Annotated in this window: 13 protein-coding genes; 1 reads left to right on the top strand and 12 read right to left on the bottom strand. The window is 62.0% G+C overall.

Annotated features, from left to right (window positions below; genetic code table 11):
* Positions 1-6: 6 nt before the first annotated feature.
* From HYG77_RS18385 to HYG77_RS18330, 12 genes are all read right to left on the bottom strand, one after another.
* Complete coding sequence (locus tag HYG77_RS18385; RefSeq protein ID WP_208960163.1) at positions 7-1,251, bottom strand: CoA transferase; 1,245 nt, start codon at positions 1,249-1,251, stop codon at positions 7-9.
* Positions 1,251-2,468, bottom strand: a complete 1,218-nt coding sequence (locus tag HYG77_RS18380; protein ID WP_208960162.1) for an FAD-dependent oxidoreductase — start codon at positions 2,466-2,468, stop codon at positions 1,251-1,253. The genes HYG77_RS18385 and HYG77_RS18380 overlap by 1 nt, the downstream gene beginning before the upstream one ends.
* A 4-nt stretch (positions 2,469-2,472) precedes the next feature.
* Positions 2,473-2,667, bottom strand: a complete 195-nt coding sequence (locus tag HYG77_RS18375) for a ferredoxin (RefSeq protein ID WP_208960161.1) — start codon at positions 2,665-2,667, stop codon at positions 2,473-2,475.
* A 108-nt stretch (positions 2,668-2,775) separates the two neighbouring features.
* Positions 2,776-3,906, bottom strand: coding sequence for a CoA transferase (locus HYG77_RS18370; RefSeq protein WP_208960160.1), 1,131 nt, complete (start codon positions 3,904-3,906; stop codon positions 2,776-2,778).
* Positions 3,903-5,045, bottom strand: coding sequence for an acyl-CoA dehydrogenase family protein (locus HYG77_RS18365; protein WP_208960159.1), 1,143 nt, complete (start codon positions 5,043-5,045; stop codon positions 3,903-3,905). Before HYG77_RS18365 ends, HYG77_RS18370 begins: the two co-directional genes overlap by 4 nt.
* Entirely contained in the window at positions 5,042-6,130 is a 1,089-nt protein-coding gene (locus tag HYG77_RS18360; protein ID WP_208960158.1) for an amidohydrolase family protein, read from the bottom strand. Before HYG77_RS18360 ends, HYG77_RS18365 begins: the two co-directional genes overlap by 4 nt.
* A complete protein-coding gene (locus HYG77_RS18355) occupies positions 6,096-6,968 on the bottom strand; it encodes a VOC family protein (RefSeq protein ID WP_208960157.1) in 873 nt (290 codons plus the stop codon). The genes HYG77_RS18360 and HYG77_RS18355 overlap by 35 nt, the downstream gene beginning before the upstream one ends.
* 60 nt (positions 6,969-7,028) lie before the next feature.
* Complete coding sequence (locus HYG77_RS18350; protein WP_208960156.1) at positions 7,029-7,844, bottom strand: SDR family oxidoreductase; 816 nt, start codon at positions 7,842-7,844, stop codon at positions 7,029-7,031.
* Positions 7,845-7,850: 6 nt separating this feature from the next.
* Complete coding sequence (locus HYG77_RS18345; RefSeq protein ID WP_208960155.1) at positions 7,851-8,714, bottom strand: alpha/beta hydrolase; 864 nt, start codon at positions 8,712-8,714, stop codon at positions 7,851-7,853.
* Positions 8,715-8,775: 61 nt separating this feature from the next.
* The gene (locus HYG77_RS18340; protein ID WP_208960154.1) at positions 8,776-9,771 is read right to left on the bottom strand and encodes a zinc-binding dehydrogenase; all 996 of its coding nucleotides are present in this window, start codon (positions 9,769-9,771) and stop codon (positions 8,776-8,778) included.
* Positions 9,768-10,283 (bottom strand): aromatic-ring-hydroxylating dioxygenase subunit beta, encoded by a 516-nt coding sequence (locus HYG77_RS18335; protein ID WP_208960153.1) that lies wholly within the window; start codon positions 10,281-10,283, stop codon positions 9,768-9,770. The genes HYG77_RS18340 and HYG77_RS18335 overlap by 4 nt, the downstream gene beginning before the upstream one ends.
* Positions 10,280-11,605, bottom strand: a complete 1,326-nt coding sequence (locus HYG77_RS18330; RefSeq protein WP_208960152.1) for an aromatic ring-hydroxylating dioxygenase subunit alpha — start codon at positions 11,603-11,605, stop codon at positions 10,280-10,282. The genes HYG77_RS18335 and HYG77_RS18330 overlap by 4 nt, the downstream gene beginning before the upstream one ends.
* Before the next feature lie 275 nt (positions 11,606-11,880).
* Between HYG77_RS18330 and HYG77_RS18325 the strand changes: the two genes are divergently transcribed.
* Positions 11,881-12,681: an enoyl-CoA hydratase-related protein gene (locus HYG77_RS18325; RefSeq protein ID WP_208960151.1), complete on the top strand. Its 801-nt coding sequence runs from the start codon at positions 11,881-11,883 to the stop codon at positions 12,679-12,681.
* Positions 12,682-12,999: the final 318 nt, after the last annotated feature.

Genomic DNA, 12,999 nt, shown 5'->3' with positions numbered 1-12,999 from the left:
TTGGCTCTACCAATTGCACAGTGTATCGGAAGAGCGGAGTGCGCTGTCGGGTCGAGCTCGCCGCCCGTTCATCAGAGGTTCTTCAAGCCAACTCTTCACCGAGGCATTGTGCTGACCGAGTGTGGGCGGCGCCAGGTGTGTTCGCTGTCCCCCGGCATGAGTATTGTCATCGAAACGAATGGTCGGACCGGGCAGGGAGAGAATCCCTTGCGTTGCATGATCGACTTCGATGAGGAGTCCTTGTGAGATCGTTTGGTCCCACTTGTACACCTCGTCGAGACTGCGCACCATCCCGGAAGGTACCCCTGCTGTAGCCAGAACTTTCAGCCAGTGCTCGGCCGGGCGCTTTTCGAAGAGCGCCTCGATCTCGCCGGTCAGTTCGGTCCGTAGTTCGACGCGTTGTTGGTTCAGTGCGAATCGTGGATCGGCGGGATCCAGTCCGACAGCAGTTGCGAACGCCTTCCACAGCGATTCCGATCCGCAGGCGACCTGAATCGGTGCGCTCGCCGTGCGGAAGAGTCCGTAGGGTGCGATGGCGGGGTGGTGTGATCCCGCGGTCGTCGGAACTTCGCGTCCGACGGTCCACTGGGTTCCTTGAAACGCGTGTGCCCCGACGACGGCGGCCAGCAATGAGGTCCGCACGACGCGACCTCTGCCGGTGCGTTCGCGTTCGTAGAGGGCGGTGAGGACACCGTAGGCGCCGTTCATGCCGGCCAGTAAGTCTGCGATGGGCACACCGACCTTCGTGGGTTCGTCCGCCGTGGGCCCCGTGACGCTCATCAGACCACCTTCGCCCTGCAGTATCTGGTCGTAACCCGGGCGCGACGAGTCCGGTCCATCATGGCCGAAACCCGTGATCGACAGGATGATCAGTGCGGGGTTGAGTTCATGAAGCTGCACAGTCGAGAACCCCAGACGGTCGAGAACCCCCGTTCGAAAGTTTTCGATCAGTACGTCTGCGCGTTCTACGAGGCGACAGAGGACGTCCCGGTCTCGTTCGTCCTTCAGATCGAGGGTGATCGACTCCTTGTTCCTGTTCGCGCAGAAGAAGTACGTCGATTCGATATTTTCCCCTTCACCGACGAAGGGCGGCCCCCATCCGCGGCTGTCGTCCCCAGTCGGTCTTTCGATCTTGATGACACGTGCGCCCATATCGCCGAGCATCATTGCCGCCTGGGGTCCGGCGAGTGCACGCGAAAGGTCGAGGACCACAAGCCCGCCGAGGGGGGCGTCATCACGTTCGACGCTCATCATCTGGATCCTTCACTGACCAGCTCGGCGCGACCCGCCTGTACGACGTCGTTCCAGTCCGCCCTCTGCGCAATCAAGGGACGGAATGCCATCAGTTGCCGCGTGGCGGCGAGGCCGAGAGCGCCGATGAGCCGCCCTTCACGTCCGTACAGCATCACGTATTCGTTCTCGTCGAGGTTTCCGTGCACGATGTGCGTGGCGTCGAATCCCGTCGATGTCCCGAGAAACTGCAGGCGCCGACCGTACTGGTCGGACCAGAAGTACGGCACCGGTGCCGCAGTCTTACCCGCCGCGGGGAAGAGGATGTTGTGCGCCACCGCCGCGCCGTGCTCTTTCGCTGTCGTCCAGTGTTCGATCCGCCGGTGCGTCTGCGTCTGCGGATCCCACCACGCGGCGACGTCGCCGGCGGCGTACACCCCTGCAACTGTGGTGCGGCCGAACTGATCACAGATGACACCGTCCTGCACGGTTACCCCGGAATCGACGAGCCACTCGCTCGCGGGCACCGCGCCGAGCCCGAGAATGACCAGGTCGGCTTCGAGCACGGTGCCGTCGGTCAATATGACTCGTTCGACCCGATCTGCGCCTTCGACGCGGTCTACTCCCACGCCGCAGCGAAGGCGGACCCCGTGCGCGTGATGCTGGCTGGCCATTGCCCGGGCGACCGAGTCGCCGAACAGGTGAGCGAAGGGCAGTTCGCGTGTCTCGACGATCGTCACCTCGGCTCCGAGTTGGGCTGCGACAGCGGCTGCCTCGGCGCCGATGAACCCTCCCCCTACGATGACGAGTTGGGTGTCGGCGGCCAAGGCCTGCTGGACTGCGAGGCTGTCGCCCAGCGTTCGGATGGCGTGGACGCCCGACAGCATGAATTCTTCGGGTAGTCGGCGTGCTGTGACACCGGTGGCGACCACGATCGCATCCGCCGTCAACTCTGTACCGTCGTGGAAGGCCACGGTCCGCGTCGATCCGTCCAGCGACACGGCCCGTTTCCCGAGGACCAGGTCGATGCCCTTGTCACGGTAATGCTGTTCAGGGCGCAACAATGATGTGGCCGGATCCCAGCCGGCGCTCAATGCCTGTTTCGACAACGGTGGCTTGTCGTACGGTAAGTGGGCCTCGGAGTCGACGAGCGTGATTCTTCCCTCCAGCCCCTTGGCCCGCAACGCGTCCGCTATCGCGACGCCTGCCACGGAGGCGCCGATGACAAGTGCGTCCATAGTTCTACTCCTCGATGATGATGGCATCGGTCGGGCAGGCGTCCGCCGCGGCGCGCGCGCAACCCTGCAGATGGGCGGGCACCTCTCCGTCGATCAGTACGACCGCGATTTGATCACTGTCGATGTCGAACAGTTCAGGCGCTGCCGTCAGGCAGGCCGCAAAGCCACAACACTTACTTTCTTCGACGAGAACTTTCATTTCCACTCCTTTCAGTGGTTCTTCCTGTGAGTCGAGCATGAAGCGGCACTGGCGCTTCCGCGTCGGCTGCTGGCTGCTGGCTGCTGGCTGCTGGCTGCTGGCTGCTGGCTACGCTCCCTCGAGCACCGTGTCGTTGTCCGCGCCGAGTTCAGCGACAGCGACTACGTCATCAGGCTTAGCCACGTTGTGCGATTGGAACGGGGCGCCGAGGTACTGGAAGCTGCCGGCGGCATCGCGAGCTGTCCGCAGTGAGCCGCGTGCAACAAGGTGTTCGTCGCGGAGTGCCTCGTCGATTGTCCTGAACCGACTGCACGGCACACCTCGAGCGAGCAGGTACTTCTCGACCTCCACGGCATTCTGACCCCTGACCCAGCCCGCGATGATGTCCTGCCATTCTTCCCAGTGCTGTTCGCGCGACGCCATCGTCGAGAACCGGTGATCTGCCAGGAGTTCGGGACGATTCATCGCCTCGGCCAGCGCCTGAAAATTGCGGTCGGTTATTGCAGCGATGATGACGAATTCCTCGCCCGCGCGTGCCGGGCGATACACAGTCTTCCCCGGTTTCGGTCCGTCCGCTTGTGCCGCCTGGGTCTCGTACACCAGCGTGGACAGCATGGTGTCGAGCAGCGCTACATCGACGTGGTCACCGCGGCCGTGTGTTGCTCTACCGATAAGTCCGGTCAAGATGGCGCCGTAGGCGACGTGTCCCGCCATGACGTCGGCTACGAATGTCCCTGTGGAAGCAGGGGCATCAGCGCCGCGCTGGTAGTGCATATTGGCGGTGTCGTAGCCGGAGACCGCGTGCAAGATCGGCGCATACGCTGGATGGCCCGACTTGGGGCCCGTCTGGCCGTATCCGGAGATGGAGCAGTAGATCAGGCGTGGGTTGACGGCAGCGCAGGTTTCATAATCGAGTCCGAGTCTCTTCATCACTCCGGGCCGGAAGTTTTCGATGACGACATCGGCGTCGGCGATGAGGTCGAGTGCCTGCTTCCGTGGACCGGCCTGCTTGAGATCGAGCATCACGCTTTTCTTTCCGGCGTTCAGCGCACCGAAATAGCTGCTCTGCCCGTCCCGAATGGGTGTCCGTTTCCGCATCGGGTCCCCATCGGGTGACTCGACCTTGATCACCTCCGCCCCGGCGTCGGCGAGCAGACGGGCACCGTATGGGCCCGCGATCATGATCGTGAAATCGACGACCGTGATACCGGTCAAGGGCGCCGGCGGTGCGGGGTTCACCGCAGGATCCTCTTGGCGACAATGTTGCGCTGGATCTGGCTGGTCCCTTCGTAGATCGAGATGAGCTTGGCATCACGCATGTAGCGCTCGACCGGGTGATCGGACATGTACCCGTGTCCGCCGAGTATCTGTACTGCATTCGCTGTGGCGCGGTTGACGGTCTCTGCCGCGAAAAGCTTTGCCATGGACGAGAGTTTGGTGACCTCGTCCCGAGGTGCACCGCGATCGTAGGCGGCCGCGCATTTGTAGACGAGGAGCCGTGCGGCTTCGATCTGTGTGTAGTCTTCGGCCATCATCCATCGCAGGCCCTGGAATTCGGAGATGAACTGACCGCCGGACCGACGCTGCTTCGCGTAGCCGATGGCGTAGTCGAGGGCACACTGTGCGGCGCCGACGGCGATGGCCGAGACCGTCGGGCGATTGAGATGCAGACCGTGCATGGCGGCACCGAACCCATTGCCTTCCTCCCCGACCATGTACGCATCGTCAACGGTGACATTCTCGAGAACGATCTCGTTGTTCGGGACCCCGTGCTGCCCCATCTTGTCGTTGTGCTTGGTGACGATCCAACCGGGCTGGTCGGTGTCGACGAGGAACGCGCTGATTCCCTTCGTCCCCGGCCGCCCGTTGGTCCGCGCGAATACGAGCGCATACTTGGCCATGCTCCCCCAGGTGATGAATTGCTTGGCGCCGTTGATGATCCAACGTGACCCATCTTTGGTGGCGCGGGTCGTCATCAGCGAGGGGTCGGAGCCCACGTCCGGCTCGGTAATCGCGATGCACGTGATTGTTCTGCCCTTGGCCAATTCGGGCATCACGTCGTCGAGAAGTTGGCTACTTGCGCTTCCCAGGATCGCGTGGACAACGATGCTGTTCTGACCCGAGAGTTGGGCAAGGGCCATCGAACCGGCATACGCCACCTCTTCGCGAGCGATGCATCCTGACAACAGGTCGCCCCCGGGCCCGCCATACTGCTCGGGCACAGCGAGTTGTACAAGTCCCATCTCACCGAAGATGTCGATGAGGTGTTCGGGAAACTTGTTCGTCTTGTCGATCTCGTTGGCGATGGGCGCGACGTGCTTCTGCGCCATGTCACGAACTGCAAGCCGGAAGTCCTCGTGTTCCTGAGACAGTGTCATTTCCCTACTCCATTCGAGGTGATGTGTTGCTGTGCGGGCGGTACAGCATTGGGGGTGAAGTTCGCTGTACCGAGGAAGGTGAAAGCATTCTTCGTGGTTCGGTCTTGCCATCCGCAGCCCAGCTGGAGAGAGCCGTGCGCGGCCGCTGCGGCGAAGGACGCTCCGATAGGGCGTTCCTGTGCGGCGAACGGATAGTCGGAACCAACTACCAGGTGTTCCGGTCCGAAGGTGTCCTCGGCCAAAGTCAGGACATCCGGATCGTAGGTGAGCCCGTCAACCCACAACCGCTTCAGGACCGACCTCGGGTCCTCGGTGGGTGTACGCGACTGTGTGGGTTGTCTTTGCCAGCCGTTGTGGAGGCGGCCCCGCAGCGCCGGAACACCGCCGCCACCATGGGCGAGACATATCCGCAGGCCGGGGTGACGGTCGAGGACTCCGCCGAAAACGAGAGACCCGACGGCAAGTTCTGTCTCGACGGGCCGGCCCAGCCCGAACGCCAGCCCGTTGTGGCTCGATCGTCGCGGTTCGACCGGTTGCCACGGATGCACGAAGACGGCCGCGTCGAGGTCGCCGAGCGTGCGGAACACGGGGTCGAGTTCGGGATCGTGGAGGAGGTACCGGTGGGCGTGTGTACCGATCTCGACTCCCTGCATGCCCAGAGAGGTCCGCACACGGCGGGCTTCCGTCGCGGCCGATGCCGGATCCTGCAGCGGTAGAGCCCCCAGACCGTAGAAGCGACCCCGGCCCTCGGCGACGAGGTCCGCGAGGGCGTTGTTCTGCGCCTGGGCGTACTGGAATGCGATGTCGGGGTCTGCATCGTAGAGAAAGGTGAAGGGCGTCGGCATCACAACCTGGGCCTCGACACCGGCGCGGTCCATGTCTTCGAGCCGTGCCGCCGGGTCCCAGGCGGACGAGTTCAGGGTGCGCACCAGTTTGTCACGCTGATAGATCTCGACCTGGTGCCCCTTGTCGACGACGACCGGCCACCCCTCGGCAATCGCACCGCTGGAAGGCGGGGGAAGGTCGCGTGGGAAGAAGTGGGTGTGAACGTCAAGCATCGAGATCAACCGGCGGTCGCCAGACATTCGAAGTCCACCGTCCCGGTGCCATCGATCGCGGCCGGTGCATGGGGTCGGTGATTTTGCCGTGGTCGATGCAGAACTCGACCGTGGCGGGTCCGGGAAGCCCCTTCCCGTAGAAACCCATCGATCCCGACGTCGGATGACGCAGAAGGTCACGGTCGATGTGGGCGTCGCGTTCGATGAAGTTCTGTCGAACCCGCATCAGATCGTCGATGTCGTCGAAGTGGAGCGCAACGTGGTCGAGAAATGGGGGCTCGGCGCGCCCCGCCCCGAGAACCAACGCGTGGTGGAACTGATTACCGGCCCGAAGAAAGATCGTCCTGTCGGTGACCCGGTCGGACTCGAGCAGTCCCAGGACACGGCCGTAGAAGTCGAACGATTTGTCCAAATCTGCGACGCCGACTACGGCATGCAGCAGATCGGAGGGCTTGATCCATGGCTTCGTCGGGGTAATTCCCACGTTGCCCATGGCATCGAAAAGTTCCACCTCGTAGCCGCTCGGATCGGTGAAGCGGATGGCGTCGCCTGTCCATTCCCCAGAGTGCTCCGTGACGGCGACACCCTCGCTCTCGAGTCTCGTCCGATAGGTGTCGAGATCTTCGCGCATCCGAACCTCGAACGCGAGGCGTCGCAGACCGGCCTTGTGTTCGGCCTTGTGCAGCACGATCCAGTGGTGATCGGTACCGCCCCGGAGGTAGACCGCATCATCGGAACTCTCGGCCACCTCCAACATGCCGAGCGTGGTCCAGGCTGCGGTGGCCTCGTCGAGGTCGTCGACATCGATCGCGACATAACCCATACGCCACGGAATGAGGTGTTCTCTCGCCTGTACTTCAGTCATGGTCGTCAGTCCTCTCGTTTCAACATTCAGAACGTTCCGCATTCACAACATCATTCGGATTCACAACATCGTCGAACCACCGTTGACGCTGATGACTTGGCCTGTGACGAAGGAGGCTTCCCTGCTGGCCAGATAAAGCACGGCGGAACACACTTCTTCGGTTGTTGCGAACCGGTCCATCGGGATCAGGGCCCGGTTTTTCGCGAACCGGCCCACCGCGTCGGCTGGTTGTGAGGCAACATACGGGGTGATCGTTCCCGTCGGTGCCACGGTGTTCACGGTGATTCCGTCGGGGGCGAACTCGCGCGCCAGTCCGGTAGTGAGCGCGTGGACCCCACCCTTGGCGGCGTTGTACATGGCATGTTCGAAGAGGCCGTTGCGCACGGAGTCGGCCCCGACATTGACGATTCGCCCATATCCGGCTGCTCGCATCGGTGGGAGCACGCTGCGTGAACAATTCACGACCGTCCACAGATTCCGGTCGACGGTCTCTCGCGCGGTCTCCATCGTGTGCTGCAGGAAGGGCTTGATTATTCCCCCGCCGGCATTGTTCACCAGTACATCGACTCGGCCGAAGCGCTCCACTGCCGTGTCGATCAACTGCTGGGCACCCGCCTCGTGAGCGAGATCTTTGTCGACGTAGAGCCATCCGGCAGCGTTGTGTCCGAGAAATTCTCGAACCAACTGCTCGCCGTCGGGACGCCGATCCGCCGCGACGACGTGTGCCCCTTCCCGCGCCGCGCGAGCGATGATAGCGCTGCCGATGCCTCCTGCTGCTCCAGTCACCACCACGACCTGGTCACGGAACCTGTGCGGGCACGTGAACAGCCCCTGGGTCGCGGCGTCTTCTACGTCGGCCTGTGCCTGCTGGGACATGACGGGCTACTTTCCGAGGAGAAAATCGATGTGAATTCGATTGAACGTGTCCGGGTCCTCGAACTGAGGCCAGTGACCCGCATCGGTCATCAGGGCGAACTGGGAGTTGGGGATCCACTCCGCGATCTGCTTCCCGACCTCGGGCGGTGCGGTGGGGTCGTGGTCGGTCCACAACACCAGCACCGGAGCCTGGATTTTTGCCCAGTCCTTTTCGACCAGGCAGTTGCGGTCCTGTCCGTTCGGGTCGGTATGACGCTCGAGGATGTTGGTCATCCTGGTGACGTACTCCGGGTTCTCGTAGATGGCGAGCCTGGTCGCGACCAGGTCCTCGGTGACGTCACTCGGATCGTGGACCAACCATTCGAGGCGTTTGCGCACGCTTTCCTCGGAGGCGTTCTGCACGGCGTTCATGGTCAGTGTTGCCATACGCTTGATTACGTCGTCCTCGAGGCGTAGGGCGGCCCCGGTGTTCAGCACGATCTTGTCGACCCGGTCCGGGTGGAGCAGTGTGAACCAGGCTGCGATGCCGGCGCCCATGGATTCACCGCTGATCGAGGCGCGTCCGATTCCCTCGGCGTCCATGAAGGCACGTAGGTGCTCGGCGTAATCCGTGAAGTCGTATCTCTGGTCGGGCTTGTCGGTGAATCCGTGCCCGATCATGTCGATGGAATACGTGTGGAAGTGCTCCGCGTGGGGACCGAGGTTTCGGGTGTAGGCCTCGGCGTGCCCGCCTGTGCCGTGAATGAAGATGACGGTGGGCTTATGCTTTTCGCCCGCCTCGAGGACGCGGGTGCGCACTCCTCCCGCGTCCACCCATCGTTGGCTGAACTCGACATTCCGCAGATCTGTCCACACACTTGCGGTAGTCATGAAGATCTCCTCTGATTCAAAGTTCTGTTTTGCGAGATGTACGTCATGGCATCGATTCGGCTCAATGCTCGAACTCGACGACGATCTTTCCGGGGCTGCGGTGCTCGGGGAGCCTGTGGTATCCATTGGGCAATTCGTCGAAAGTGATCGAAGCGCCGATGACTGCTGCAATGCGTCCTGCCTCGACGAGAGGGAGGATGCGCTCCTGGATGGCGGCTGCCGTGTCCGCGAGTTCAGGCAATCCCTGGCTCTTCCAGGTCGTCCCGACAATCCTGCCGCGCTTGCTCGATAGTGCAGCGAGGTCGATCTCAGCCGTACGGCCCCCGAGTCTGCCGACCGACACTATGGAGGATCCCTTGCGGAGGAATGGGATGCAGGTCTGAACGGTATTTCCGCCCACGTGATCGACGACGATGTTCACACCCGAATCGCCGACAAGACTTTCCAGTTCCCAATCGGTGTTGGCGACCGCGTGGGCACCGAGCTTGTGCAGCAGCGGGTTCGCTTTCGGTGACCGTGTGGTGGCGACGACCGCCTCGGCACCGAGAGCGCGGGCCATCTGCACACCGATCAAGCCGACTCCCGAGGTGGCGCCGGTGATCAACACGCAGTGGCCGGCGCTCATGCCACCAAGCGTGACGAGCGCCTCGAACTCGGTGAGTATGCCCATTGGTAACGCTGCCGCCTCGGGCCAACTGGTGCCCGCGGGTACCGGTAGGAGCATTTCCTGCGGGACCGCAACGTAGTCCGCGTACGCGCCGGCGCACATTGCCATCACGCGGTCCCCGACCATCGCGTTTTCCACCGTCGCTCCGACCTCGACCACGCGACCTGCCATCTCCATTCCTGCAATATTCGGCCGATCTGGAGGGGTGAAGGCGCGTTGGCCGTACTTGCCGCGTTGGTGGAGCAGGTCGGCGCGGTTCATCGCCGCCGCATGCACGTGGACCAGCACCTCTCCGGGTCCCGGTGTGGGTACTCGGGTGTCGAGCAGTCTGATGTCGCCCGTGCGGGGATCCGGTATTGCGGCACGCATCAGGCGTTCGGTCGTGGTCATAAGATGATGGACAGCACCCCGCCCACCTCACGCAGAGTGTGGTGACCGAGAACTGCGTGCTTGTAAGCGATCTTGAAGCTGTCGCCGTCGGGACGAAGTCCGTAGTGCACATCGGCGACATATGATGTGGTTCCGGCGAGCCTCGAGCGGTAGACAACTATCGAGCAGCGCACACCGAGGTCTCCCGACTCGTCATCCCACAGCCGAACGTTGTTGATCGTGCGTGTCGTTGTCGACCGGGGGTTTTCGATGTGCGCCCATGTGCTCATGAGCCGTTGGATACGCCCACGCAAACCGACGATGTCGTCGTCGATCAGCGCAAGATCCATTTCCACATCACCGTCGGGATTGTCCGTCGAAGGAACGATGTATCGAGCGTCCTCAGTGAACAGGTCCCGCCATTCCTCCAGCTTCCACGCGTCGAGGAGTTGGGCTTCGTAGAAGAGAAAGTCCTCGACCCGCGAGCGTTCGAACTTCGTCGAACTCACCTGAGATGTTGGCGCATACTTCATTCTTTTGCTCCCATCAGATCGTCCCATCGGCGCCAGAAAGTCCTCATCTGCAATTCATCCCAGTTGGGTGGGTCGAACTTGTCCATTCCACGCGAGACGTCGTTCCATCCCTCCCCGGGACGACTTGCGTAACCTCGCTGGCAAGACTCGAGTGCTTCGTTGTCGTCCGGCGTCGCCAGTCCGGCCGGACCCAGGAAAGACAAGAAGGACTCGTTGCGAACGCGCCTGGCAGCTTTGTCCTCGCCTCCGGGCGCCAGTGACCATGCAGTCACGTTCATATGTCCAGGCTCGTTCGGGTAGAAGGTGCGGACGACGACCGCCATGATGTTGTTGATCACCAGATTCGGGAAGATCAACATGTTGAAATCCAAATTGGCGATGAGCTGCGCCCGCTCGTCACCATGGAGTTCGACGAGCCTCCGATAAGAAGCTTCGACAGTCGCTTTGGTGTCTTCTCCCATCGATGGTTGCCAGCGAGCAACCGGCCGTCCCCAGGGCGCTTGTTTCACGGTGACGGTATGACCGTTGCCCAGATCGAACGCGTGCGACTCCTTCCAGTCCTTCTCCGTGTTGCCCGCGACGTTGTCACCCCGGGTCTTCTGGACATCGAGGTATGTCTTGTGCACGGGAATCGCGTGATATCCGTCCGAACTGTTCTCTGCCAGCAGCTTCCAGTTCGACTTCATGGAATATTCGTGCGTCCCCTGCGTCACCACCATGCCGACATCACCGGCCGCCTGGTCCGCGGTGAGATCGAGATAATACTTCGCGTCGGCAAGGTACTCGGCGAGCGGCTCCTGCTCCGGGTTGAAGGTCGCAAAGACGAAGCCGCGATATGAGTCGACGGCCGCAGGCTGGGCGAGGTTGTGATCTTCCTTGCGGAATCCGGCGGGAAATCCGCTCTCGTCCGGCATAGAAACGAGTTCTCCATCGTTCGAGAACGACCACGAATGATAGAAACAGCGGAATCGCCGCTGGTTGCCACGGCGTTCACGGCACACTTCCGCGCCGCGGTGGGAGCACGAGTTCAACAGAACTCGGACCTCCCCTTCTCTGTTTCGGGTGAAGATCACCGGCCGACCGGCGACTTCTCGGGCTACGAAGTCTCCTGGGTTCGGGACCTCGGAGTCGTGGCCGACGTAGATCCAGCATTTGCTGAAGATCGCGTCCCGCTCCTGCGCCAGGAGTGAGTTGTCGGTGAAGACCGCGCGATTGACCAGGAATTTATTCGGCGCACGCAGGTCCCGGACAAACTCAGTCTCTCGGCCCGGAACCCTCTCGACCTCAGCGGTCTCACTCGATACGGGTGCAAATCCTGACATGATTCTCCTCTTCACGGCCAAGGATCATTGGTTGGGCCATTGTGGCCCGAGACACGCCCGTCGGTCAAGAGCCGGGCAGAACGCGCTGATAGAACCTTCAAACCCGTTGACAGTCAGCATGTCGCAGCCGTTCTCGCACAGCGAGAAGCCCCCGTTCTCCAACCTTGTTCTGCGCCATAAAAGGACCTACCATTGGTTTGGACCGTGCTCGACTGAACGCCCTCAGCTCCGTCAACCCGCGACGGCAGAGGTCACGTACGCGAAGGAGCGCCCGCATGACACGATCTGAACCTGGCGGTACGCGCGACGGTGACATACTCGTCACGCGACGTCCCGGCGTCATGGAGGTTGTGTTCAACCGTCCCGAGCGTCACAACAGCATCACCAGGTCGATGTATCGGGCCCTTCAAGCCTTGACCACCGAGTTGCGGGCCGATTCCGAAATCCGCGTCGTCATTTTCCGGGGAGCGGGGGGATGCGCCTTCGCCTCCGGTACCGAGATCTCCGAGTTTCTCGCCATCCCCGACGGCACCCACGGAATCGAGTACGAGGCGGAACTTGTCGGACTACTTCACGCAATCCAGGACCTTCCGCAAGTAACGGTCGCCGCAGTCGACGGCGTCTGCATGGGCGGAGGACTCGCGATCGCCACTCACTGCGACCTTCGGATATGCACCGCCGGATCGCTCTTCGGATACCCCATCGCCCGAACCGTAGGTAACACACTGTCGGCTAGCTGCCTGTACCGTTGCGCGGCTATCTTCGGGGAATCGCTGACACGGGCGATGCTTTTACTTTCCCACCTTGTCACTGCTCAGCAAGCACATGCCGTCGGAGCGGTGTTCGCGGTCGCGACCGAAGACAGTCTCGAGAACGAGACAGACGTTGTCGCGGCGCGAGTACTTGCCGGCGCCCGGGAGACGATTCGCGCCACCAAAGAGCAATTCTCGTACAGAACGGGGCTTTTCGAGGCCGCTCCCCATAATGATGACGACCGAATTGCGCGCGTCTACGCGAGTTCGGACTTTCAGAGAATGGTTCGTTCCTTCCTCGCGAAGGACGATCCGGCACGGTAGACCCCTAGGTCGATCCAGACATCGCATGGTCTGCATAGGCGCCAGAGTCGTTCCGCGCAGGCCTTTCCCCGTCGTGCCCATTGCGCAACAACGTCGGGAGTCGAACGTCGGCCTGGCGCGGATACCAAGGGTGGAATAGCCGGTAACGGCCCGAAATGAGCCGCACATCAGGCGGTCTGACATCCATGTGACATGAAATACGACGGCAATAGAAAGTGGCGGTTGACACAACCGCCCGGGCGTGGATCAATGGTACTACCTTCGAGCGTTGCGCTCAGGTTCCTCAATGTCTAGCCGGAAGGAGATCGGTGTGGTTGT

Origin of the sequence: Rhodococcus sp. ZPP (genome assembly GCF_017656075.1) — a bacterium.
Taxonomy (GTDB): domain Bacteria; phylum Actinomycetota; class Actinomycetes; order Mycobacteriales; family Mycobacteriaceae; genus Rhodococcus_F; species Rhodococcus_F oxybenzonivorans.
The sequence above is the reverse complement of the archived record's forward strand: the minus strand, read 5'-3'. Positions and strand labels throughout refer to the sequence as shown.